Genomic DNA, 23,895 nt, shown 5'->3' with positions numbered 1-23,895 from the left:
CGGGGGCCCCCCCCCCCACCTCCCCCCGGCGATTCGGCCCATCGGGGCACCCCCCCCGCCCCCCCCCCGGCCCATACGGGGGCGTTTTTGGGGGGGGCCGGGGCCTAAACAACCCCCCCCCCCCCGAGACCCGGTTGAGCCTTGCCGAGCTCCGTCCGGGCACTGCAACTCTCAGAGCAGATCCTCACGACCGCGCTCGCGCACCGCCGCCACCACCTCTTTCACCTGCTGGGCGCGCGCCCGGGTGGTCACGAGCAGCGCGTCGGGCGTGTCGACGACGACCACGTCGTCCAGCCCGAGCACCGTCACCAGACGGCCCGACGCCGGGACCACCACGGAGCCGGCGCTGTCGAGGCGCAGCACGTCGGCCGGGTCACCGAGCACCTTGGCGCCGCTGTCGTCGTCGGACGGGAGGAGGACGGCGAGCGAGTTGTAGTCCCCGACGTCGTCCCAACCGAACGTCCCCGGCACGACGGCGACGCCGCCCGCCTCCGCCACGGGCTCGGCCACCGCATGGTCGATCGCGATCTTCTCCAGGCCCGGCCACACGTCCGCGAGCACCGCGGTGCGGCGCGGGGTGTCCCACGCGTCCGCGACGAGGCGCAGGGAGTCGTGCAGCTCCGGACGCTGCTCGGCGAGGTGCCCGAGGAGCACCGAGGTGCGCGAGACGAACATGCCCGCGTTCCAGCGGTACTCGCCCGAGGCGAGGTAGCGGCGCGCCGTGGCGGCGTCGGGCTTCTCCGTGAAGCCGCGCACGTGGAGCGTGTGCGGGGCGTCCTCGATCCCGAGCGGCTCGCCGGAGCGCACGTACCCGAAGGCCGTCGACGGCCGGGAGGCGGCGATCCCGACGGTCGTCACGTAGCCGGCGCGCGCGGCGGCCACCGCCTCCCGGATCGCGAGCTGGAACGCGCGCGTGCCGTGGATCACGTGGTCCGCGGCGAACGAGCCGATGACCACGTCACCGTGCCGCTTCTCCAGGACGGCGGCCGCCAGCCCGATGGCCGCCATCGACTCGCGGGGGGACGGCTCGGCGAGCACGGCGGAGTCGGACAGGCCCGGGAGCTGGACGCGGCAGGCGGCCACGTGCTGCTCACCGGTGACCAGGATCAGGCCGTCCGGCCCGACCAGAGGACGCAGCCGGTGCTCGGTGGCCTGGAGCAGCGACATGCCGGAGCCCACCAGGTCGTGCAGGAACTTGGGCTCCCCGCCCCGGGAGAGGGGCCAGAGCCGGGTACCCGACCCACCGGCCGGTACCACTGCGAAGAAGTCGTCGATCGGGGACGATGGTGCGGCGGCCGAAGTCATGCCCCGCAGGATGTCAGCCGGACAGCGTTCCCGCAGCCAAAGCTCGCCAGAATCCGGGCGAACCCTGGCTGATCTCAGGGGCGGTTCCGGGCACCAACGCACGGGCTACCTGACAGGTGCCCGAAGCGGCGGCATCTCCCCTGTGGGATCAGTCACAAATGCCGTGTCTTGATGCCTGTGAGGGCTGCCGGGCGGCGATCGAGGCGACCAGTTGTCATTACAGTGGGGACCAGCCACCCACCCCAGCCGGACAGCCATAGGAGGCTCCCGAAGTGCCCACCGCACCAGCAGGCACGTTGTACCGCGGCCGTGAAGGCATGTGGTCGTGGGTCGCGCACCGCGTGACCGGCGTGCTGATCTTCTTCTTCTTGCTCGTGCACGTGCTCGACACTGCGCTGGTGCGCGTGTCCCCCGAGGCGTACAACGCCGCGATCAGCACGTACCAGACCCCGATCATGGGGCTGGGCGAGGCAGGACTCGTGGCCGCGATCGTCTTCCACGCCTTCAACGGCATCCGCATCCTCCTGGTGGACTTCTGGGCCAAGGGCCCGAGGTACCAGAAGACGATGCTCTGGGTGGTCGTCGGTCTCTTCGTCGTGACGATGGCGGGCTTCCTGCCGCGGCACCTCATCAACGTCTTCACCGGGGGTCACTGATGGCACACGGAACCGCAGCGGTGGCGAAGCTCGACTCCCCGCGCTCCCCCTACGTGCGGCGCAAGACGACGCGCGGCAACTACGAGCTGTACTCCTGGGTCTTCATGCGCGCGTCCGGCGTCGTGCTGCTCGTGCTGATCTTCGGCCACCTGTTCGTCAACCTGATGGTCGGCGACGGCGTCCACGCGATCGACTTCGGCTTCGTGGCAGGCAAGTGGGCCAACCCGATGTGGCAGATCTGGGATCTCCTCATGCTGTGGCTCGCCATGATCCACGGCACCAACGGCGTGCGCACGATCATCAACGACTACGCCACGCGGGACCTGACGCGCGGCATCCTCAAGGGTCTGCTCCTCCTGGCGTTCACCGTTGTGGTCGTGCTCGGCACCCTGGTGATCTTCACGTTCGACCCGTGCCCGCCGAACGCTCCCGCGGAGCTGCTGGCCTCCTTCTGCACGGCCTAGCACGGCCCAGCACGGCGCAGCACCGGCAAGTCCCCCCAGCCCCACCCTCCGAAACTCTTCAGCAGGAGGCATCGAGCCCGATGCAGACCCATCAGTACGACGTAGTCATCGTCGGCGCCGGCGGCGCAGGCATGCGCGCCGCCCTCGAGTCGTCGAAGGAGGCCCGCACCGCGGTGATCTCCAAGCTGTACCCCACCCGCTCCCACACGGGTGCCGCCCAGGGCGGCATGGCCGCGGCCCTCGCGAACGTCGAGGACGACAACTGGGAATGGCACACGTTCGACACCGTCAAGGGCGGCGACTACCTCGTCGACCAGGACGCCGCCGAGATCCTCGCCAAGGAGGCGATCGAGTCGGTCCTCGACCTGGAGCGGATGGGCCTCCCGTTCAACCGCACCCCCGAGGGCAAGATCGACCAGCGCCGCTTCGGCGGGCACACCCGTGACCACGGCCAGTCCGCCGTGCGCCGCGCGTGCTACGCCGCCGACCGCACCGGCCACATGATCCTCCAGACGCTCTACCAGAACTGCGTCAAGCAGGAGGTGGAGTTCTTCAACGAGTTCTACGTGCTGGACCTCATCACCGACCACGACCTCACCACCGAGGAGATCGCGGACGGCGAGGAGGTCAACGCGACCGGCGTCGTCGCGTACGACCTCGCAACCGGCGAGATCCACGTGTTCCAGGCCAAGGCGATCATCTTCGCCACCGGCGGCGCGGGAAAGATCTTCAAGACCACCTCGAACGCGCACACCCTGACCGGTGACGGCATGGCGCTGGCGTACCGCCGGGGCCTGCCGCTGGAGGACATGGAGTTCTTCCAGTTCCACCCCACGGGCCTCGCGGGGCTGGGCATCCTCCTGTCGGAGGCCGCCCGCGGCGAGGGCGGCATCCTGCGCAACTCCGAGGGTGAGCGCTTCATGGAGCGCTACGCCCCCACCATCAAGGACCTCGCGCCGCGCGACATCGTCGCCCGGTCCATGGCGAACGAGGTGCGCGAGGGCCGGGGCGCCGGGCCGAACAAGGACTACGTGCTGCTCGACCTCACGCACCTGGAGCCGGCGCACATCGACGCCAAGCTCCCGGACATCACGGAGTTCGCGCGCACCTACCTCGGCATCGAGCCCTATACCGAGCCCGTCCCGGTCTACCCGACGGCGCACTACGCGATGGGCGGCGTGCCGACCAACGTCAAGGGCGAGGTGCTGCGCGACGGCGTCAACGTCGTCAAGGGCCTCTACGCCGCCGGCGAGGTCGCCTGCGTCTCGGTGCACGGCTCCAACCGGCTGGGCACCAACTCGCTGCTCGACATCAACGTGTTCGGCAAGCGCTCCGGCCGCGCGGCCGCCGCGTACGCGAAGACGGCCGAGTTCCACGAGCTGCCCGAGGACCCGGCGGTCCGCGTGGTCGCGCAGCTCGACGAGATGCGCAACCGGCCCGACGGCGAGCGCATCGCGGACATCCGCAAGGCGCTCCAGGACTCCATGGACCTCAACGCCCAGGTGTTCCGTACGGGCGAGTCGCTGAACCAGGCCCTGGCGGACATCCGCGAGCTGCAGAAGCGGTACCGCAACGCCTCGGTGCAGGACAAGGGCAAGCTCTTCAACACGGACCTCCTCGAGGCCATCGAGCTCGGCTTCCTGCTCGACATCGCCGAGGTCACCGTGGTCGCCGCGATCAACCGCAAGGAGTCGCGCGGCGGTCACTACCGCGAGGACTACCCGAACCGCGACGACGCGCACTACATGCTGCACACGATGGCCTACCGCCGTCCGCCCGAGGCGTCGGACAAGGCCGAGGGCCACGTCAAGGGCTACTTCGACCACGTCGAGGAGTTCGACGGCTACAAGGTCGTCCTGGGCTCGAAGCCCGTCATCCAGACCCGGTACGAGCCGATGGAGCGTAAGTACTGATGACTGCAACTCTCGAAGCCGCCGCACCGTCACCCGCGGGCGAGATCCCCTCGTTCACGGTCACGATGCGGATCCGGCGGTTCAACCCCGAGGTGTCCGACGAGCCGACGTGGGAGGACTTCACGGTCGAGGCCCACGGCACCGACCGTGTGCTCGACGCCCTGCACAAGATCAAGTGGGACACGGACGGCTCGCTCACGTTCCGCCGCTCCTGCGCGCACGGGGTCTGCGGGTCCGACGCGATGCGGATCAACGGCCGCAACCGGCTGGCCTGCAAGACGCTGCTGAAGGACGTCAACCCGGACAAGCCGATCCTGGTCGAGCCCATCAAGGGCCTGCCGGTCGTGAAGGACCTCGTCGTCGACATGGAGCCGTTCTTCGCCTCCTACCGCGAGATCATGCCGTTCCTCATCACCAAGGGGAACGAGCCGTCCAAGGAGCGCTACCAGTCCCCCGAGGACCGCGCCCGGTTCGACGACACCACCAAGTGCATCCTGTGCGCCGCGTGCACGTCGTCCTGCCCGGTGTTCTGGACGGACGGGCAGTACTTCGGGCCGGCGGCGATCGTGAACGCGCACCGGTTCATCTTCGACAGCCGTGACGAGGGCGGGTCGCAGCGCCTGGAGATCCTCAACGACAAGGAGGGCGTGTGGCGCTGCCGCACGACCTTCAACTGCACCGAGGCGTGCCCCCGCGGCATCGAGGTCACGAAGGCCATCCAGGAGGTCAAGCGGGCGATGATCACTCGGGCTTTCTGAGGTTTCTCGCTTGCTCCCGCCGAGGGCGGGGACAGTGGCGGCCGGCCACCACTGTCCCCGCCCTCGGCTCTGCTGTTGGCGCACCTCAGCCGTCGCTCGCCCTGGCTGAGGTGTCGGCCTCGATCAGGGCTTCGGACTGGGACATCCAGGAGGTGGCCAGGAGGAGGACTCTGGCCAGGAGGTTGACCAGGACCAGGACCGTGACGACCACCGCGAACGAGGCCAGCAGGGCGTTGCGGGCCGCCGCCGTCGTGACGACCTCGGTGCCCAGGTAGCGGAGGACGCCTGCGACCAGGCCGACGGCCAGGGAGCCGGTCAGCAGGTCTCTCAGGGGAACGTGCATGCCGCCCACGTAACGGACGACGGCGGCGACCACCGCGGCGTCGAGCGCCAGGGTGACCAGGGCTCCGCCCGCTCGGACGCCGAACGAGACCGCCGCGCCCTCCAGGCCTAGGCTCTCCAGGATCCAGGGGACTGCGGCCGCCACCGCCACGCTCGCTGCCGCCGTCACCAGTACGCCGACACCGAGCAGCACGAAGCCAAGGAGCTGCCGCAGCCGGTCCGTCACCGGGTTGCCGCCGTTCTCCGTCACGCCGAACGTCGCGCGGACCGACGTGCGCAGGGCGCCCATGAAGTTCGTGGCGGACCAGAGCAGCACCGCCACCGCGACGACCGACGTCCAGCTGATGCCCGTGGAGAGCACCAGGTCGGACGGCGTCAGGACGCCCCCGCTGCCGGTGTCCACCAGGCCCGGTATCCAGGTGTCGACCTGGGTGAGGACGGCTGCGCGCAGGTCGGCGTTGCCGCCGAGCACCCGGACGAACAGCGTGTAGCCGAGGGTCAGGGCGGCGAACAGGGAGAACAGTGCGGCGTACGCCATGCCGCCACAGAGCACCGAACCGTTCGCGAGGTCGTACTGTGCCATCGTGCGACCGGCGCGGGTCGCCTCCCAGCGTTTCCACGCCGCCTGTCCGAGCTCGATCAGCCGCTTCATCGCGACGAGCCTATGCGCAACGGCACCGCACGGGCAGGTCAGGCTCTATCTGTACCGGCTCAGGCTCTATGAGTGTCGGCTGAGCCTGCGGTTCCGCTCCGGGCGCGTGCCTCGTTCCTCGGCCCACACCCTGCGCTGCACCTCCGGCTCAGCCGAGGGGGAAGGCCGCCTGGGGGCGCCAGATGCCGTCGTCGCCGTGCTCGTACTGGTAGAAGCGGTCGACGTCGAACTCGGCGGAGTAGTCCGCCATCGCCTCGAACGCCTTGTCGAGCGAGGAGTCGGGCACCTCGTGCGCGATGGTCACGTGCGGGTGGTAGTTGAACCGGAGCTCACCGTCGAGGATCCCGGTCCGTACGCTCGCCTCCAGCTGTTCGCACTCGGAGATCCCCTGCGCCAGGGCCACGAACACGACCGGCGAGACCGGCCGGAACGTCGCAGTGCCCCGGAGCTGCACCGTGAACGGCGGCGCCGCGGCGGCCACGGCCGCCAGGTGCTCCCGCGCCTCGTCGAGCTGCTCGACGTCGAGCAGGGTGGGTCCAAGGAGCGTGATGTGCGGGGGGATGAAGTGGGCGAGCGGGTCCTCGGCGGCGACCCGCGCCGCGCTCAGCTCAGCGGCGTAGGGTTCCGGGATCTCGATGGCGATCCCGATGCGAACCTGACCGGGGCCCCGCTCGGGCAGATTCACCGGATGCCTCGTGCGGGGAGCAGCCCGAACCGTTCGTACATCCGGTCCAGCACCGGGCCCGCGATCGCCCGCGCCCGGTCCGCGCCGTCGGCCAGCACCCGGTCCAGCTCGGCCGGGTCCGCGAGGTAGGTGTCGGCCCGGGCCTGGAACGGCTCGAGGAAGGCGACGACGGCGTCGGCCAGGTCCACCTTGAGGTAGCCGTAGCCGCGGCCGTCGTACTCCTTGGCGATCTCGTCGACGCCACGGTCCGTCACAGCGGAGAAGATCGTCAGGAGGTTCGAGATGCCCGGCTTCTCTGCCGGGTCGAACCGCACGCCGTACGACTCGTCCGCGTCGGTCACCGCCGACTTGATGGCCTTGACGGCCTTCTTCGGGTCCTCCAGCAGCCAGACGACGCCCTTGCCGCCGGTGCTGGACTTGCTCATCTTGGCGCTCGGGTCCTGCAGGTCCTGGATCTTCGCGACGGCCTTGACGATGTGCGCGTCCGGCACGACGGCGGTGCCCTCGCCGAACCGGGTGTTCAGCCGCGTCGCGAGGTCCCGGGTGAGCTCCAGGTGCTGGCGCTGGTCCTCGCCCACGGGGACCAGGGCGGCGTCGTACAGCATGATGTCGGCCGCCATCAGCACCGGGTAGGTGAAGAGCCCGACGGTGGTGCCCTCGCTGCCCTGCTTCGCCGACTTGTCCTTGAACTGCGTCATCCGCCCGGCCTCGCCGAACCCGGTCTGGCAGCTCAGGAGCCACGCCAGCTCGGCGTGCGCGGCGACGTGGGACTGCACGAACAGGATGGAGCGCTCGGGGTCGACGCCCCCGGCCAGGTACTGCGCCGCGGTCCGCCGGGTGCGCTCGCGCAGCAACGCCGGGTCGGGGCTCACCGTGAGGGCGTGCAGGTCCACCACGCAGTAGAGCGCGTCGTAGGAGTCCTGCAGCGCGACCCACTGGGACAACGCGCCGATGTAGTTGCCCAGGTGGAGCGACCCGTCGGTGGGCTGCATCCCGGAGAAGATGCGCTTCCGGGCGGTGCGGTGGGCAGCGGTGCCAGCGCCCGCCGGGCTAGTGGTTTCGGACGACATGGCGAACATTCTGGCAGGTCCCTGCGCGCTCACCGAATCGTCAGGTCGCTTCGTCGTCGTACGGCGCCTTCCCGGGTTCCGCGACCGCCCCGGCCGAGGCCGAGGGCGTGCCGTACCGGTCCGCCGCGCGCTCCGCGGCCAGCGAGCCGGCGCCCCCCCGCCCGGTGTACGGGGTGTCGTCGAGCAGCGCGTCCCGGACGATCTTGCGCGGGTCGTACTGGCGCGGGTCCAGCTTGGACCAGTCGACGTCGTTGAACTCCGGCCCGAGCTCGTCGTCCACCCGCGCCTTCGCGGTCTGGAGCAGATCCCGGCCGCGCCGCACGAGCGAGCCGAGCTGCTCCGCGTAGACGGGCAGCCGTTCCGGGCCGATCACGAGCATCGCGACCACCAGAATGATCACGAGCTCCCAGCCATTGATGCCGAACACGCTCAGAGCCTACTCGCGTCGCGGGACCGGCCGGAGAACGCCAGATGAACCCGGTTCACTGACCGCTCGACCGCTCTTCGAGGACCACGCGGACCTCGCGCTCGTCGCCGTCGGAACGCACCAGGAGCGTGACCGGGTCTCCCGGCGCCTTGGCCCGGATGGCGACGATGAGCTCGTCGGCCACCGACACCGGCCGGCCGTCGATCGAGAGGATCACGTCGCCGGGCTTCAGGCCCGCCTGGTCGGCGGGACCGTCGGGCGTCACGGCCGGCGTGCCCTGCTGCGGCTCCTGGGCGACCTGCACGCCCTCCCCCTGATAGGCGGGGTCGAGCAGCACGCCGATGATCGGGAACGTAGCGGTCCCCGTCTCGATGAGCTGTTCGGCGGTGTGCCGCGCCTGGTTGGACGGGATGGCGAAACCGAGGCCGATGTTGCCGGTGGCCCCCGTCGTGCCCGGTCCCTGCGCGATCGCCGAGTTGATGCCGATGACCTCGCCCGCGGAGTTCACGAGCGGCCCGCCGGAGTTGCCCGGGTTGATGGCGGCGTCCGTCTGGATGGCGTCGATGAACGCGGCCTCCGCGGCCTCGCCCGCCTTCACGGGACGGTGCAGCGCGCTGACGATCCCGGTCGTGACGGTGGCCTCGAGGCCCAGCGGGGAGCCGACGGCGAGCACCGAGTCGCCGACCACCACGGAGTCCGAGTCGCCGAGGACGAGCGGCTCGAGCCCCTTCTCCTTGACGCGGATCACCGCGAGGTCGTAGTCGGCGGTCGCGCCGACGAGCTCGGCGGGCTGCTCGTGGCCGTCCGAGAACGTCACCGTGACGTCCGCGCCGGATGCCGCCTCGGCGACCACGTGGTTGTTGGTGAGGATGTAGCCGTCCGCCTTGAGGATCATGCCCGACCCCGTCGCGACACCCTGCTGGGCGCGGACCTCGATCGAGACCACGCTCGGCAGCGCCGCAGCGGCGATGGCGGCCACCGAACCCTCGGGGCGCTGTACCTGGGTGGCACCTGGCGCGGACTTCGGGAGCGCGGCGTCCGCGGGCCGCGCGGACTCCTGCGACTCCAGCAGCGCGTAGGCCGCCGCGCCGCCGCCTGCACCCGCGAGCAGACCCAGCGCCACGACGGCGGACACGGCGCGCGCGCCGAGCCTGCCGCGCCGGGACCTGCTGCCCTGCGTCATGGAGTGTGTCGTGTCCTGCGTCGTCGGGTGCGGACCGGTCCCGTGGGACGCCTGGTGCGGGGTCTCCTGCCGGGCCGGCGGCGGCGGGACCGGAAGCTGCTCGGTCACCTGGTCGGGCGCGCTGGGCGGCGCGGGCACGGGTGCGGGATCCGCGGCCGGAGTCTTCGACTCGTTCGCGGGAGGTACTGCTGCACGCGGCGTGGGCGGCGCGAACGGGTTCTCGTCGGTCATGGGCTCTCGATGACTCCTGTCACGGTGTGCCACCCGCGGGCGATGCGGGGCAGGACCCCGGCATCGTAGCCATGCTCACCGAAGGACGCCACGAGCTGGGTCAACACCTCGTCCGGCGCGTCCGCCACGACGTCGACCACCATGTCGTCCGACTGCCATGCCACGTGGGCCGGTTCCGACGCGAGCACCTGGACTCCCCCGGTGCCGACGGCGCCGTCCTGGGCGAGCTGGCCCGGGCGTTCGCGGACCACGGCGTGGCCGGACGGCCCGACGAGATCGATCTCGAGCGTCTGCCCCTGGTCGCCCACCAGCCGCATCGCGGAGACGGTGTATCCGTCGGGCAGCTCGGTGGGCGCCACCCAGCCGTTGTCCGCCGCCCAGTCGAGCGCGGCCGGCGTGAGCCGGTCGGGTGCGACGTCGAGCGTTGCGAGCACGTCCTGGCCCGCCGCCGTCGTGTCCGGGCCCGTGCGGCCGAGCATGGTCATGCTGGTCTGTGCGGAGAGCTGCGGGGAGACGACGGGGACGTCGCCGAGCGTGAACAGGGCAAGCCCGAGGACGCCGACGCCGCCCACCCCGAGCGCGGTGATCCGAGCGGCACGACGGCGCCGTGCCGGACGGTCGACCCGGCCGTCGAACCCGGTGCCGACGTCGAAGGCCGACGTCTGCCACATCGGCACGGACAGCGGGTCCGGGCCGAGGAAGGGCCGGCGCAGCGGGTCGTCGTCGGCGGGCGGGATGCTCGCCTGGAGCGCCATCAGGCGCGCCGTGAGCGCGGGGTCCGGCACCACGTCGGCAGCCGTGGAGAGTGCGCGCCGGGCCGCACGAGCCGAGTCCAGCTCACGGGCGCACAGGCGGCACATCGTCACGTGGGACAGGGCCCGCTCGGTCTCGGCGGGTGAGAGCTGTCCGTCCGCCAGCGCGCTGATCAGGTCACCGAGGTGGCTCATCGCAGGCCCCCGCGCGTGGGCGCAAGGTGCTCGAGGGCGTCACGGAGCTGGGCGCGTGCCCGGTGGATCCGCGACCGCACCGTCCCGAGCTTGACGCCGAGCGTCACCGCGATCTCCTCGTAGCTCAGGCCCTCGATGTCGCACAGCACGACGGCGGCGCGGTACTCGGGGCGCAGGGCGTCGAGCGCTCTCTGCACGTCCTGGTCGAGGTTGGCGTGCTCGTACCCGCGCTCGGGGCGGCCGAAGTCACCCGTGTCGGCGACATGACCGTCGTCGTCCCCCATCGCCTCCATGCGGATGCGCTTCTTGCGACGCGCGCCGTCGAGGAACAGGTTGGTGGTGATGCGGTGCAGCCAGCCCTCGAACGTGCCCGGCGTGTAGCTGGACAGCGAGCGGAACACCCGGATGAAGGTCTCCTGCGTCAGGTCCTCGGCGTCCTGCTTGTTGCCGGTCAGCCGGTACGCGAGCCGATAGACGCGTGCGGAGTGCTCGCGAACTATCTCTTCCCAGGTAGGCGGCTGCCATGGCATGTCGACGGCGCCGGCCCCGGAGGGTACCGACGCGCTCAGGTCCGCTGGGCGAGTGCTCACAGAAGTCATCGTCCTCTCAACGTACGTCAAAGCCCAGGCGTTCCCACGGGCTGTACCCTGACGCCGCACGTGATGTACACAACTGTCCGACTCCAGCGGAGGAAGCCATCAGCACAGCGGAGCCCTCAGGCCACGGCAAGGTCGCGGCATGGGTCTACAGCGAGACCTTCGTCCCCGAGGACGAGGTGCTCCTGCGCGCCCGCGAACGCGCCTCCGAGCTGGGCTGCCCGGCCGTGCTCCCCGGTGTCGGCGCGGTGCTCCGGGTGCTCGCCGCCGCGACGAAGGCGCACGCTGTGGTGGAGGTGGGTACCGGTGCCGGTGTGGCGGCGCTCTGGCTGCTCAGGGGTATGCCGCACGACGGCCAGCTCACGACCATCGACCGTGAGGTGGAGCACCAGCGGGCTGCGCGGATGGCGTTCGCGGAGGACGGCGTCGCGCCCCAGCGCACGCGGATCATCCCCGGCCGGCCCGGCGACGTGCTGCCCCGTCTGGCGGACGGCGCCTACGACCTCGTGCTCGTGGCGAGCGACCCGCTCGCCTACCCCGAGTACGTCGACGAGGCCCTGCGGCTGCTCCGCCCGGGCGGGGTGCTCGCGATCGACGGTGCGCTGCTGCGGGACCGGGTGGCGGATCCTGCCCGTCGCGACGAGCTCACCACAGTGGTGCGCGAGGTGGGCCGGACCCTGCGCAACGACGAGCGGGTGCTGCCTGCCATGCTGCCGAGCGGAGACGGCTTGCTGCTGGCCGTCCGTCGCTGACCCGCCGGGAGGCCGGTTTCCACGGCGGACGGCCAGGCGAATGATCAGGCGGTGGGCGTGACGACGGTCTGGAGAGCGTCGCCGAGCTCGCTTGCCTCGGTCGCGTTGAGCTCGACGACGAGCCGACCGCCGCCCTCGAGCGGCACACGCATGACGATGCCGCGCCCCTCCTTGGTGACCTCGAGCGGTCCGTCACCCGTTCGCGGCTTCATCGCAGCCATGTGTGGCTCTCCCATTCCGTTGTCCGGTGTGTAGCAGCATTCATGTTCCCGGCGAACGCCGAGGGCACAGAGCCATTCTAGTTCAATTGGCGCCCCTTACTTTCCACCCGCCAATTCGTCGGCCCGCGTCGGACCGGGGTCGGACCGGGGTCCGATCAGGGTCGGTTCACGCGAGTCCGCGCAGCGCGACGGCCGGTGGCGCCTCGTCCCGGACCGCGGCGACGAGGTCGAGAACCCGTCGTGTGGCGACCACGTCGTGGGCGCGGAAGACACGGGCACCGAGCCACGCAGCGACCGCCGTGGCGCCCAGGGTCCCCTCCAGACGTTCCTCGGGCGGGAGGTCGAGCGTCTCCCCCACGAAGTCCTTGCGGGAGAGCGCCATCAGCAGCGGGAACCCGAGCCCCGCCAGCACGCCGGTGCGGCGCAGGAGGTGCAGGGAGTGCCAGGTGTTCTTGCCGAAGTCGTGGGTCGGGTCGACGAGCACCGACTCGCGCGGGACCCCGCACGCCACCGCGCGCTCCGCGGCGGCCCGGAGGGTGGACACGACGTCGGCCAGCAGGCCGTCCCGCCCGTCGGCGTCCACGCCGGCCGGCGGGTGGTACTCCACGCGGTACGGGTCCGTGCGCGGGGTGGCCCCGCCCGTGTGGGAGCAGACGACGCCGACACCGGCGGCCCCCGCCACCTCGACCAGGGCCGGATCGTGCCCGGCCCAGGTGTCGTTGATCAGGTCAGCGCCGACGTCGATCGCCGCGCGGGCCACGCCGGCGCGCCAGGTGTCGACGGAGACCAGCAGGTCGGGCACGGCGCGCCGGACCGCGGCAACGAACGGGACGACGCGGCGGATCTCCTCTGCCTCGTCGACCGGCGGCCCGTGGCCGGCCCGGACACCACCGACGTCGAGCAGCTCCGCGCCGTCCTCGTACGCACGCTCGGCCGCGGCCAGCGCGGCGGCGTCGTCGGGCAGCCGGGCCGGGGCGTAGAACGAGTCGGTGGTGCGGTTCAGCACCGCCATCACGACGGGACGCACGGCGCGCCCGTCGCGCCCCACCTCGCGTCCGCGCAGCACGAGCGGCGCGGACCCGCGCGGAACCGGCTCGGCGAGGGCGTCCGGACCGTCCACCTATGCGCCGCCAACGGTGCTCGGCAGGCCGGGGCCTTCGAGCGCTGCCTCCTCGGTGGCGCGTTCCGCGACCGCGGCCGCCTGCAGCGCGGCCTGCTCCGCCTCGATCTGGTGCACCCGCTCGACGACGTGGTCCACCGCCTCGGCGGGGTCGTCCGTGAGGTACATGATGTCGAGGTCGGCCTCGCTGATGGTGCCGTGCGTCAGCGCCGTGGACCGGATCCATTCCAGTAGCCCGCCCCAGTACTCCTTGCCGACCAGGACGAGCGGGAACTGCGTCACCTTGTGCGTCTGAACAAGGGTGACCGCCTCGAACAGCTCGTCGAAGGTGCCGAATCCCCCTGGCATCACGATGAATCCCTGTGCGTACTTCAGGAACATCGTCTTTCGCGCGAAGAAGTACCGGAAGTTGATGCCGAGATTCACGAACTCGTTGACGCCCTGTTCGAAGGGCAGCTCGATACCGAGACCGACGGAGGTGCCACCCGCCTCGGCGGCGCCCTTGTTCGCGGCCTCCATCACACCGGGTCCACCACCCGTGATGACGGCGTACCCAGCCTCCACGAGCAGCCTGCCGACGGTCTCCCCGGCGAGGTAGTCCTCGTGCCCCGGCTTGGTGCGCGCCGAGCCGAACACCGACACCGCGGGGCCGAGCTCCGCGAGCGCGCCGAAGCCCTCGACGAACTCGCTCTGGATGCGCATCACGCGCCACGGGTCACCGTGCAGCCAGTCGCTGCCCTGGTCGGAGGCCAGGAGCCGCTGGTCGGTGGTGGTCTGCGGGATCTGGTTCCCGCGGAGCAGTACCGGGCCGCGGCGGTAACCGCGGCCGGACTGTGGAATGCCGTCGTCGCTCATGCGCCCAAACTATCCGCCGAGCAGCCAGGCTCGCAGCGCGTCGCGGCACTGAGCGAGCTGCGCCACCGGAAGGTGCTCGTCGTCCTTGTGTGCGAGCAGGGGGTCGCCGGGGCCGAAGTTGACCGCCGGCACGCCCAGCTCGGAGAACCTGGCGACGTCGGTCCATCCGTACTTCGGCGCCGGCACACCGCCGGTCGTGGCGAGCACCGACCGCACGAACTCGGCGGCCAGCGGGTCGTCGAGGCCCGGCCGGGCGCCGCCGGCCGCGTCGGTCACGACCACGTCGAAGCCCTCGAACACCTCCCGCAGGTGGGCCTCCGCCTCCTCGACGGAACGCGACGGCGCGAAGCGGTAGTTCACCTCGACCACGCACGCGTCGGGGATCACGTTGCCCGCGATGCCGCCCTCGATCCGCACCGCGTTGAGGCCCTCGCGGTAGACGAGGCCGTCGACCTCCACCTCACGCGGCTCGTAGGCGGCGAGCCGGGCGAGTGCCGGGGCCACCGCGTGGATCGCGTTCGCACCGGTCCAGGCGCGCGCCGAGTGCGCCGCGACACCACGGGTGCGCAGCTCGACGCGCATCGTGCCGTTGCAGCCGCCCTCGATCCCGGCGTTCGAGGGTTCGCCCAGGATCGCGAAATCGCCGTCCAGCAGCTCCGGGTGGTTGCGCGCGAGGCGGCCCAGGCCGTTCAGCGCCGAGTCGACCTCCTCGTGGTCGTAGAAGATCCAGGTCAGGTCGTGCGCGGGGGCGCTGCCCGGCGCCCCCAGCTCGACGGCCAGCGCGAGCGCAACGGCCACCCCGCCCAGCATGTCGACGGTCCCCCGGCCCCAGAGCACGGCGTCGTCCCCCGCACCCACGAGGCGCGTGGGCAGGTTGTCCGCGATCGGCACGGTGTCGATGTGCCCGGCCACGACGACGCGCCGGTCCCGGCCCAGGTTCGTCCGGGCGACCAGGGCATCGCCGTCACGCAGCACCTCGAGGTGCGCGCAGCCGCGCAGCAGGACCTCTATCGCGTCCGCGAGGGCCTTCTCGTCCCCGCTGACGGACGGGATGTCGCAGATGGCCCTGGTGAGGGCGACGAGGTCGGACTCCTCACCGGTCGGGTCGAGCAGGGCAGGGTCGATCGCGGTGTCCACAGGGCAACACTATGTGCTGGTCGCGGCCGTTAGGCTGGAGCCATGACGACCGCATGGGGCTTCGGCCTTGCCACGATCGCCGACGACGGCACCACCCTCGACACCTGGTACCCGGAGCCCGCCCTCGGCGAGGCACCCGCCGGCGCCACCGCGCCCGAGGCCCTCACGGGGCTCGCCGGCACGGACGAGACACGTCGCGTGCGGCTCGAGGTCGTGACCACGCAGATCGACCTCGCGGACCCGCCCAAGGACGCCTCCGACGCCTACCTGCGGCTCCACCTGCTCTCGGCCCGCCTCGTGCGCCCGCACGGGCTCAACCTGGACGGGATCTTCGGCGTGCTGACGAACGTCGTCTGGACCAGCGCCGGCCCGTGCGCCGTCGAGGGCTTCGAGGAGACCCGGCTGCGGCTGCGTGGCCGCGGCCACGTCACGGTGTTCGGCGTCGACAAGTTCCCGCGCATGGTCGACTACCTGGTCCCGTCGGGCGTACGCATCGCCGACGCCGACCGGGTCCGCCTGGGCGCGCACCTCGCCCCCGGCACCACCGTGATGCACGAGGGCTTCGTGAACTACAACGCCGGCACCCTCGGCTCGTCGATGGTCGAGGGCCGTATCTCGGCCGGTGTCACCGTCGGGGACGGGTCCGACGTCGGCGGTGGGGCCTCGATCATGGGCACCCTGTCCGGCGGGGGCAAGGAGGTCGTCTCGCTCGGCGAGCGGTGCCTCCTCGGCGCCAACGCGGGCCTCGGTATCCCGCTCGGCGACGACTGCGTGGTCGAGGCGGGCCTGTACCTCACCGCCGGGAGCAAGGTCACCGTGCTGGGCGCGGCCGTCGACCCGACCGGTGACGGCACCGCCGCGGTCAAGGCGCGTGACCTCGCAGGCCGCAGCAACCTCCTGTTCCGGCGGAACTCCACGAACGGCGCCGTCGAGGTGCTCGACCGGACCGGTGTCGGGATCGAGCTCAACGAGGCGCTGCACGCCAACTGACCAGCACGGACAACAGGGAGCACGCATGGCACTCCTGGCCGAGGCCGGTCCGCCGGCCCCGCCGCCCGTACACGGTCCGCGGTCGCACCGGCCGCTGAGACGCGCCCTCAAGTACGTGCTGGCCGTCGGGTCGGTGTGCGCCGTCGCGACGGTCGGCGTCGTCGTGGGGCTGAACAGCCTGACCGGCGCCGGTCCGGTCACCGAACGGTGCTCCGCCCGGCTGAACGGCTCGGACTGGTACCTCTCGCCCGACCAGGCGGACAACGCCGCGCTCGTCGCCGGCACGTCCGTCGCCCGTGGCCTGCCCGCGCGGGCGGCGACGATCGGGCTGGCCACCGCGCTCCAGGAGTCGAAGCTCATCAACATCGACTACGGCGACCGCGACTCGATCGGCCTCTTCCAGCAGCGCCCCTCGCAGCAGTGGGGCACCGTCGAGGAGATCATGGACCCCGTGTACTCGACCAACGCGTTCTACGACGTGCTGGTGGAGGTCGACGGGTACAAGGACATGGCGGTGACGGAGGCCGCGCAGGAGGTGCAGCGCTCGGCGTACCCGGACGCGTACGCACAGCACGAGACGCGGTCGCGCGCCTGGGCGTCGGCCCTCACCGGCAACTCCCCCGAGGCCCTGTCGTGCGAGCTGGGCCCCGTCGCCGACAGCGAGCAGATCGCGCCCGACGCCGCCCGCGACGTGGTCGTGGGGCGCCTGGGCCGTGACCTGGGGCTCGCTCCCGCGACCGGAGCCGCGGACCCGAACCGCCAGGACCCGGCGTCGTCCACGGTGACCGTCGACGCGACGCCGCTCACCCCGGACGACCCCCAGCGCGGCGGCTGGGCGACCGGCCAGTGGGCCGTCGCTACGGCCCATGCCACGCGGGCCGTCGAGGTGCACGTGGCCGACCGGGTGTGGCTCCGCGAGGAGGCCGCCTGGGTGGGTGCCGAGACCCGGCTCGCTCCGGGCGAGGTCCGCATCACGGTGGACGCGGCCGAGTAGAGCGACCTGTCAGAACTTCCCTCACGTGTCAGACCCACAGGTCACCGGAGTGAACTGCGGGTCTGACACGTGCATGAGGCCCTGACGGGTCAGTTGCTGCTGCCGCCGTCACCGATGAAGCCGACGTAACCCGAGGGGTTCCCGCCCTCGTCCTGCCTCGGCACGGGACGCTCGTAGTCGTCGTCCACCTTCAGCTCCGCGACGTCCTCGCCGAGCTTGGCCAGCAGAGCGTGCCTGGCCTCGCGGCGCCGGCGCTGCTCCAGCGGCTCCGGCACGGGGGCCGCCGCGATCAGGCGCTGCGTGTACTCCTCGCGGGGGTGGTGCAGCACCTCCTCGCGCGGGCCCTGCTCCACGATCCGGCCGTTCTGCAGGACCACGACACGGTGGGCGAGCAGGTCGATCACGGCGAGGTCGTGGCTCACGAAGAGGCAGGCGAACTTGTAGCGCTCCTGCAGTGCCGTGAACATCTTCAGCACGTTGGCCTGCACGGAGACGTCGAGGGCCGACGTCGGCTCGTCCGCGACCAGCAGCTCGGGGTCGAGCGTGAGCGCGCGGGCGATGCTCACGCGCTGGCGCTGGCCGCCGGAGAGCTCGTGCGGGTAGCGGTTGTAGACGCTGCGGGGCAGCTCGACGGCGTCGAGCAGCTCCAGCACGCGGCGCCGCCGCGACTTGTCGTCACCCTCCTTGTGCACGACCAGCGGCTCCGCGATCACGTCGCCGATCGGCAGGCGCGGGTTCAGGGACGACGCCGGGTCCTGGAACACGACACCGATGCGCCGGCGCAGGGCCTTGAGGTCCTTGCCCCGCGTCCGCGTGAAGTCGCTGCCGAGGATCGAGACCGAACCGGACGCGGCGGGGATCAGCCCGAGCGCGCACTTGGCGATGGTGGACTTGCCGGAGCCCGACTCGCCCACCAGCCCCACGATCTCGCCCTGCGCCACGGACAGCGACACGTCGTCGACCGCCCGGAACGTTGGCTTGCCCAGCCGGCGGTACTCGATGACCAGGTTGCCCAGGTCGAGCGCCGGCAGGTCCTCCGGAGCCGCGACCACAGGGGCGACGTCACCGAACTGGCCCGGTCCGGACCCCAGGTGGGGCACGGCGGCCAGCAGGCGCTTCGTGTACTCGTGGCGCGGGTGGTTGAGCACCTGGTCGGCGGTGCCCGTCTCCACGAGGTCACCCTTGAGCATGACGGCGACGCGGTCGGCCATGTCCGCCACGACACCCATGTTGTGGGTGATCAGCAGGATGCCGGTGTCCAGCTTGTCCTTGAGCGAGCGGAGCAGGTCGAGGATGTCGGCCTGGACGGTCACGTCGAGGGCCGTGGTGGGCTCGTCGGCGATGATCACCTTGGGGTCGCACGCGATGGCCATGGCGATGACCACGCGCTGACGCTGACCGCCGGAGAGCTCGTGCGGGTACTGCTTCAGCCGGCGCTCCGGCTCGGGGATGCCGACCATGGCGAGCAGCTCCGCGGCACGCGCCGTGGCCTGCTTGCCGAAGGCGATGCCGTGCAGCTGGAGGCCCTCGGTGAGCTGGTCGCCGATGGTGAGCACGGGGTTGAGCGCGGTCATGGGCTCCTGGAAGACCATGGCCACGTCGTTGCCGCGCATGTTGCGCAGACCCCGGCCGTCGAGGCCGCCCACCACCTTGTCGCCCACGCGGATGGTTCCGGTGACCCGTGCGTTGCGGGGCAGCAGACCCAGCGCCGTCATGGAGGTGACGGACTTGCCCGAGCCGGACTCGCCCACGAGCGCCACGACCTCGCCGGGGCGCACCTCGAGGTCGATCCCCTTGACCGCGTGTACGTCGCCGAACTCCGTCTTGAACGTGACGCCCAGGCCCTCGAAGGAGAGGACGGCGTCGCCGGCCGCCGCGACGGGACCGGGAGAGCTGATGTCGAGAGTGGTCATGCTCAGTCCTTGGTCCGGTTCTGGCGGGGGTCGAACGCGTCACGCAGGCCGTCGCCGATGAAGTTCACGCACAGGGCGATGGTCAGGATCATCAGGCCGGGCCACCAGAACAGCCAGGGCCGGGTCGCGAAGGCGGAGTCGTACTCGTTGATGAGGGTGCCGAGAGACGTGTCGGGCGGCTGCACGCCGAACCCGAGGAAGCTCAGCGACGTCTCCAGCAGGATCGCGCTGGAGATCGAGAGCGTCGCGGACACGATGATGACGCCGACGGCGTTGGGCAGCACGTGCCGCGTGATGATGCGCCACGAGTTCGTGCCGACGGCCCGCGCGGCGAACACGAAGTCACGTTCCCGCAGGGAGAGCACCTCGCCGCGCACCAGGCGGGCCAGACCGGTCCAGGTGACCAGGCCGAGCACGAGGGCGAGGCCAAGGATGCCGGACCCGCCGGCCGTCTTGCCGAGCACGGCCGCGACGGCGAGCAGCGGGATGACGATGAAGACGTCGGTCATCCGCATCAGCACCGACTCGAGCCAGCCGCGGTAGAAGCCGGCCAGCGCGCCGATCAGCGTGCCGACGACCGTCGAGACGATGCCGACGGCGAACGCGATGATCAGCGAGAACTGCGTGCCGCGCATGACCAGGGCGAAGTAGTCCTTGCCGCCCGTGTCCTGGCCGAACGGGTACGCCCACGTGGGGGCGCCGTCGCCGATCTTGTCGTACTGGAGCGTGTAGTCCTTGGGCCACCAGCCCGGGATGGGCCCGATGCCGATGGAGGTGAACGACACGACGATGACGATGCCGAGCACGATCATCGAGGTGAGCGCGGCCTTGTGCCGGAAGAACCGGCGCGCCACGAGCTGGCCCTGGCTGTAGGACTTGTCCTCGCCGGGCAGCGGGGCGGCCGAGCCGCCGGCCGCGAGGCCGATCGCGTCGGTGCCGGTGGCCGAGATCTGGGGCTCGTAGTCCTCGCCGCCGGGCGTGCTGTTCCTGATGTCACTCATGTCTGTGTCTCCTGCCGTCGCCCGCGCTCAGCGCCGGATTCGGGGGTCGAGGGCCGCGTACGCGATGTCTGCCACCAGGTTCATCAGCACGGCCGCGATACCCGTGACGAGGAAGAAGGCCATGACCGGGGCAGGGTCCACCGCGTTCAGGCCGTCCTGGAACAACGCACCCATGCCCTTCCAGCCGAACACCTGCTCCGTGATGACCGCGCCCCCGATGAGGGCGGCGAAGTCGAACGCCACGATCGTCGTGATCGGGATCAGCGCGTTGCGGAAGGCGTGCTTGACGATGACCTCGCGCTCGGAGAGGCCCTTCGACCGCGCGGTGCGCACGTAGTCCTGGTTCAGGGTCTCCAGCATCGAGGACCGCGTGTAGCGGGAGTGCGTGGCCACGGAGACCAGGGTGAGCAGGATGGTCGGCAGGAGGATCTGCGTGCCCACGTCGAGCGTCTGCTCCCAGAACTCGCCGGTGAAGTTCGGTGTCTGCGACCCGATGGTCGAGATCGGACGCGACTTGATGCTCAGGAAGCTGGCCCAGTGCGCGATGAGGATGTCCGCCACGACCATGATGCTGGTGATGGTGCCCGTGATGCCGGTGACCAGCATCGCCTGCTTGCGGGCGTAACCGCCCCAGGCGGCGCCGATCACGGCGGAGACCACGAGGGTGACCACGAACAGGCCGGCGATCAGCGGCCAGCTCGGGTTGCCGATCAGCAGCGGTGCCGTGAACCAGTAGGCGATCACGCCGACGACGGCGGTCGTGAGCGCCGCGTAGAGCGCCCGCCGGTTGCGGAGCCCGGCGACCAGCGCCGTGACGAGCACACCCGCGGCTGCCGAGACCAGCAGCACACCACCGATCCCGAACATCGGGTTGCGCCACCAGTCGAGCGCGTTGAACACGAAGAGCAGGACGGTGACGAATGCGAACACCGTCGCCGCGGTGACCAGCCGGCGCTTCCTGGTCCCACCGAGCACCGCCTGGAGCAGGAACGCCGCCACGATCGCGGCGATCACTATGGTCCACGGCGCGTACTGACCCACGACTATCCAGTTGTTGTACTGGATGGCCGCGTACTCCTTGAGCAGGGTGGCGGCCCAGAACACCGGCAGCGAGAAGAAGAGGAACGCGCTGAACGTCACCGTGTAGTCGAAGCCGGAGTACTGGCGGATCGCGGTGAGGATACCGAGCGCTACACCGACGACTATGGCGAGCAGCGTGGCCAGGGTGACGAGCCGCAGCGTCGAGGACGCCGCCTGCTGCGTCAGGGTCACGACGTCGACGCCGTTGATGGTGACGCCGAGGTCACAGTTCCCGGTGAAGCAGCCCCCGACGCCCCTGAGCCAGTCCCAGTAGCGCTCCCACGGCGAGTCGTCGAGCCGGAGCAGGGCCTCCCGCTGTTCGATGAGCTGCTGCTTGTTCGGCGCGTTCGACTCGCGCAGGTCCTTGAGCGGGTCGCCCGAGTTGATGGTCAGGAAGAACATGAGCATTGAGGCGCCGAGCAGGACGAGCGCCGAGACGCCGATGCGTCGGAGGATGAACTTGAGCACGGGTTGGCCCTTCGAGGCGGACGCAGCACGGCGTCTGCTGGGGAAAGCGATCAGCGTGTCACTATAGGACACCGGATGAAAACTGCCGTCATTGCCCCAGGTCAGGGGTGGAAATAATCCTGAATGGTGGCAGACAGCCCTGCGGGGAAGGGAACAGACGCTCCCTTCCCCGCAGGTCTTGCGTCAGGCTCGCGTCAGGAGGCGCGGGACCACTGCTCGGCGTTCCACACGATGCCGCCCTGGGCGGCGGTGGCGCGCACGTTCTCCACGCTGGAGCTGCTGGCGACGAGGCCCGGGTGGGCGAACAGCGGGATACCGTACAGGGTGTCCCAGAGTTGCTTCTCGATGATCACCCGCTGCTCGGCGTGCACCGCCTCGTCCGTCGTCGAGGAGAGCGTCTTCCACGCCTCGTCGACGGTCTCGTCGGAGTACTTGCCGTAGTTCTGCTGACCGGTGGACGAGTAGATGTTCTCGCCCGAGGTGATCTGGCCGGAGCCCTGCCACGCGAAGAGCGCGACCTCGTAGTCACCGTTCGGCAGGTCCTTGTCGAAGAAGTCCTCCGCGGCGTTGTCCACCACGTCGAAGCCCACCTGGTCGCACGAGGACTTGATGGCCTCGACCTCGGCGGCACGGCGCGGGTTCGGCGCGGCGTAGCCGATCCGGACCTTCGTACCCTCCTCGAGGCCGGCGGCCTCGAACTTCTCCTTGGCGGCGTCCAGGTCGACCTCGTCGTACCGGCCGTCGTAGGACCCGGCAACGGTGTCCTCGTACTCGGGCTGGAAGGGGAAGACCTCGCGGGCGTTCATGACGACGGCCTCGGGGTCGATCGGCTTGATCAGGTCGTCCACGATCTTCTGCCGGGGCACGCAGTGCGCGAACGCCTCGCGGGCCTCCAGGCTGTCGGAGAAGATGCCGGAGCCGAAGTTGAAGTCGAGGTGCTCCCACGTCAGGGTCTGACCGGTCTGCACCGTGACAGCGTCACCGAGCTGCTCGAGCTGCGTGACCGTGTCGACGGTCGGGCCGTTCGGGTTGATCGCGTCGAGGTCGCCGTTGGCCAGCGCCTGGAGCTGAGCGTCGGCGCCGACGACGCGGAACGTCAGCTCCTTGGTCGCGGGGGGCGTGCCCCAGTACTTGTCGTTCGCCTCGAGGGTGATGTACTGGCCGGCCTCCCAGCCGTCGGCCTTGAAGTTGTACGGACCGGTGACAGGCGTGAGGGCCGGGTCCGGGACCTCTCCGGGCTGCGACAGCCAGCCCTTGTTCCAGAACTCCGCGGCCTTCTTCAGGACGTCCAGGTCGAGGTCCTGGATGGCCGTCACGAGCTCCTCGGTGGAGACACCGGCCTGCTCGGCGACGATGTGCGCCGGGAACGGCGAGTTGACCAGGATCCGCCAGTCGGCGTTGACACGCTCGTAGTCGTACGTGAACACCTTGGCGTCGGCCGCCTCCGCCTGCGGGCCCTCCGGCACGTAGTCACCCAGGGTAAGACCCGAGATGTGGTTGAACAGCGGAGTCTCGGAAGCGTCGTCGGTGACCTTGCCGTCCTCCGTGATCGCCTGGGTCGCCCAGTCAAGCAGGTAGTCCGCGTAGGTGACCGGCGTACCGTCCGACCATGCCGCTTCGTCGTTGAGGGTGTACTCGACCTGCAGCGGGTCCTCGGACAGCGCCTCGTAGGTGCCGTAGGACTCGTCGGTGCAGACCGAGCCGTCGGTCCCCCAGTACCAGAAGCCACTGAACAGTCGCTCGGTGACCGCATTGTTGTACGTCGAGTAGGTCTCAGGGGTGTTCGAGTTGTAGCCGAGGAACTCGTCCTCGTTCGACACCTTGATCTCGCCGTCAGCGGTGGTGACCTCGCCGAGGTCGGCCTTGCACGTGCCTTCGGCCGCAGCCGAGGTCGCAGTGCTCTCCCCCTCCGCCGGGTCGTTGCTGCCCGCCGGGCTGGTGCACGCGGAGAACAGCAACGCGCTCGTGGCGGTCACCGCCACAGCGGCGCTCAGTCGCCTGATCTTCAATGTTCCTCCTCAAGGGGATGCCGGCGAAAGGACCTCCTGGCGGCGCGCCGCAGCGCGCGCCGGGGTGAGACGTCCGTCACCGTCATGGTTTCCGCTCACGCTACTCACGCGATGGGAGGGTTTGCC

The 23,895-nt window shown here is 70.7% G+C and carries 23 protein-coding genes; 7 read left to right on the top strand and 16 right to left on the bottom strand.

Annotated features, from left to right (window positions below; all coding sequences use genetic code 11):
• Positions 1-171: 171 nt before the first annotated feature.
• Entirely contained in the window at positions 172-1,305 is a 1,134-nt protein-coding gene (locus tag ACFWE2_RS06665; RefSeq protein ID WP_377223426.1) for a mannose-1-phosphate guanylyltransferase, read from the bottom strand.
• A gap of 272 nt (positions 1,306-1,577) precedes the next feature.
• Here ACFWE2_RS06665 and sdhC point away from each other — a divergent pair, with 272 nt between their 5' ends.
• The 4 genes from sdhC to ACFWE2_RS06645 all read left to right on the top strand — a co-directional run bounded on the left by sdhC (position 1,578) and on the right by ACFWE2_RS06645 (position 5,096).
• Positions 1,578-1,961 carry a succinate dehydrogenase, cytochrome b556 subunit gene (gene sdhC, locus ACFWE2_RS06660; protein ID WP_377223425.1) on the top strand — a complete coding sequence of 128 codons (384 nt, stop codon included), beginning with the start codon at positions 1,578-1,580 and terminating at the stop codon, positions 1,959-1,961.
• A complete protein-coding gene (locus ACFWE2_RS06655) occupies positions 1,961-2,425 on the top strand; it encodes a succinate dehydrogenase hydrophobic membrane anchor subunit (protein WP_377223424.1) in 465 nt (154 codons plus the stop codon). The genes sdhC and ACFWE2_RS06655 overlap by 1 nt, the downstream gene beginning before the upstream one ends.
• A gap of 80 nt (positions 2,426-2,505) precedes the next feature.
• Positions 2,506-4,338: a succinate dehydrogenase flavoprotein subunit gene (sdhA, locus tag ACFWE2_RS06650; protein ID WP_377223423.1), complete on the top strand. Its 1,833-nt coding sequence runs from the start codon at positions 2,506-2,508 to the stop codon at positions 4,336-4,338.
• Positions 4,338-5,096 (top strand): succinate dehydrogenase iron-sulfur subunit, encoded by a 759-nt coding sequence (locus tag ACFWE2_RS06645; RefSeq protein ID WP_377223422.1) that lies wholly within the window; start codon positions 4,338-4,340, stop codon positions 5,094-5,096. Before sdhA ends, ACFWE2_RS06645 begins: the two co-directional genes overlap by 1 nt.
• A gap of 85 nt (positions 5,097-5,181) precedes the next feature.
• On the opposite strand, the gene ACFWE2_RS06640 is transcribed toward ACFWE2_RS06645, so the two are convergent.
• The 7 genes from ACFWE2_RS06640 to sigE all read right to left on the bottom strand — a co-directional run bounded on the left by ACFWE2_RS06640 (position 5,182) and on the right by sigE (position 11,232).
• Positions 5,182-6,090: a YihY/virulence factor BrkB family protein gene (locus ACFWE2_RS06640; RefSeq protein ID WP_377223421.1), complete on the bottom strand. Its 909-nt coding sequence runs from the start codon at positions 6,088-6,090 to the stop codon at positions 5,182-5,184.
• 148 nt (positions 6,091-6,238) lie between these two features.
• Entirely contained in the window at positions 6,239-6,775 is a 537-nt protein-coding gene (locus ACFWE2_RS06635) for a 2'-5' RNA ligase family protein (protein ID WP_357505708.1), read from the bottom strand.
• The gene (trpS, locus tag ACFWE2_RS06630) at positions 6,772-7,845 is read right to left on the bottom strand and encodes a tryptophan--tRNA ligase (protein ID WP_377223420.1); all 1,074 of its coding nucleotides are present in this window, start codon (positions 7,843-7,845) and stop codon (positions 6,772-6,774) included. Before trpS ends, ACFWE2_RS06635 begins: the two co-directional genes overlap by 4 nt.
• A 40-nt stretch (positions 7,846-7,885) precedes the next feature.
• Entirely contained in the window at positions 7,886-8,272 is a 387-nt protein-coding gene (locus ACFWE2_RS06625) for a twin-arginine translocase TatA/TatE family subunit (protein ID WP_377223419.1), read from the bottom strand.
• A 55-nt stretch (positions 8,273-8,327) separates the two neighbouring features.
• On the bottom strand, positions 8,328-9,686 hold the full coding sequence (locus tag ACFWE2_RS06620; protein WP_377223418.1) for a S1C family serine protease: 1,359 nt from the start codon (positions 9,684-9,686) through the stop codon (positions 8,328-8,330).
• Complete coding sequence (locus ACFWE2_RS06615; protein ID WP_377223417.1) at positions 9,683-10,633, bottom strand: anti-sigma factor family protein; 951 nt, start codon at positions 10,631-10,633, stop codon at positions 9,683-9,685. Before ACFWE2_RS06615 ends, ACFWE2_RS06620 begins: the two co-directional genes overlap by 4 nt.
• Positions 10,630-11,232, bottom strand: coding sequence for an RNA polymerase sigma factor SigE (gene sigE, locus ACFWE2_RS06610; protein WP_377223416.1), 603 nt, complete (start codon positions 11,230-11,232; stop codon positions 10,630-10,632). The genes ACFWE2_RS06615 and sigE overlap by 4 nt, the downstream gene beginning before the upstream one ends.
• A gap of 176 nt (positions 11,233-11,408) precedes the next feature.
• On the opposite strand from sigE, the gene ACFWE2_RS06605 reads away from it, so the two are divergent.
• A complete protein-coding gene (locus ACFWE2_RS06605) occupies positions 11,409-11,981 on the top strand; it encodes an O-methyltransferase (RefSeq protein WP_377223415.1) in 573 nt (190 codons plus the stop codon).
• Between the two features lie 44 nt (positions 11,982-12,025).
• On the opposite strand, the gene ACFWE2_RS06600 is transcribed toward ACFWE2_RS06605, so the two are convergent.
• The 4 genes from ACFWE2_RS06600 to dapE all read right to left on the bottom strand — a co-directional run bounded on the left by ACFWE2_RS06600 (position 12,026) and on the right by dapE (position 15,314).
• Positions 12,026-12,202 (bottom strand): DUF3117 domain-containing protein, encoded by a 177-nt coding sequence (locus ACFWE2_RS06600; RefSeq protein WP_377223414.1) that lies wholly within the window; start codon positions 12,200-12,202, stop codon positions 12,026-12,028.
• A gap of 166 nt (positions 12,203-12,368) precedes the next feature.
• Positions 12,369-13,322, bottom strand: coding sequence for a dihydropteroate synthase (gene folP / locus ACFWE2_RS06595; protein WP_377223413.1), 954 nt, complete (start codon positions 13,320-13,322; stop codon positions 12,369-12,371).
• Positions 13,323-14,177: a TIGR00730 family Rossman fold protein gene (locus ACFWE2_RS06590; protein WP_377223412.1), complete on the bottom strand. Its 855-nt coding sequence runs from the start codon at positions 14,175-14,177 to the stop codon at positions 13,323-13,325.
• 9 nt (positions 14,178-14,186) lie between these two features.
• On the bottom strand, positions 14,187-15,314 hold the full coding sequence (gene dapE / locus ACFWE2_RS06585) for a succinyl-diaminopimelate desuccinylase (protein ID WP_377223411.1): 1,128 nt from the start codon (positions 15,312-15,314) through the stop codon (positions 14,187-14,189).
• A gap of 42 nt (positions 15,315-15,356) precedes the next feature.
• On the opposite strand from dapE, the gene dapD reads away from it, so the two are divergent.
• Positions 15,357-16,304: a 2,3,4,5-tetrahydropyridine-2,6-dicarboxylate N-succinyltransferase gene (gene dapD, locus ACFWE2_RS06580; RefSeq protein ID WP_377223410.1), complete on the top strand. Its 948-nt coding sequence runs from the start codon at positions 15,357-15,359 to the stop codon at positions 16,302-16,304.
• Between the two features lie 25 nt (positions 16,305-16,329).
• Complete coding sequence (locus ACFWE2_RS06575) at positions 16,330-17,298, top strand: hypothetical protein (protein WP_377223409.1); 969 nt, start codon at positions 16,330-16,332, stop codon at positions 17,296-17,298.
• A gap of 89 nt (positions 17,299-17,387) precedes the next feature.
• Here the strand turns inward: ACFWE2_RS06575 and ACFWE2_RS06570 are convergent, their stop codons facing one another.
• The 4 genes from ACFWE2_RS06570 to ACFWE2_RS06555 form a co-directional block, all read right to left on the bottom strand.
• Positions 17,388-19,211 (bottom strand): ABC transporter ATP-binding protein, encoded by a 1,824-nt coding sequence (locus ACFWE2_RS06570; RefSeq protein WP_377223408.1) that lies wholly within the window; start codon positions 19,209-19,211, stop codon positions 17,388-17,390.
• 2 nt (positions 19,212-19,213) lie between these two features.
• Positions 19,214-20,212: an ABC transporter permease gene (locus tag ACFWE2_RS06565; protein WP_377223407.1), complete on the bottom strand. Its 999-nt coding sequence runs from the start codon at positions 20,210-20,212 to the stop codon at positions 19,214-19,216.
• Positions 20,213-20,239: 27 nt separating this feature from the next.
• A complete protein-coding gene (locus tag ACFWE2_RS06560) occupies positions 20,240-21,760 on the bottom strand; it encodes an ABC transporter permease (protein WP_377223406.1) in 1,521 nt (506 codons plus the stop codon).
• 194 nt (positions 21,761-21,954) lie between these two features.
• Entirely contained in the window at positions 21,955-23,769 is a 1,815-nt protein-coding gene (locus ACFWE2_RS06555; protein WP_377223405.1) for an ABC transporter family substrate-binding protein, read from the bottom strand.
• Positions 23,770-23,895 lie beyond the last annotated feature (126 nt).

The sequence above is a fragment of the Promicromonospora sp. NPDC060271 genome (assembly GCF_042726755.1).
In the GTDB taxonomy this organism is placed as follows: Bacteria; Actinomycetota; Actinomycetes; order Actinomycetales; family Cellulomonadaceae; genus Promicromonospora.
Note: the sequence above shows the minus strand (reverse complement) of the source record. Positions and strands in the feature narration are given on the sequence as shown.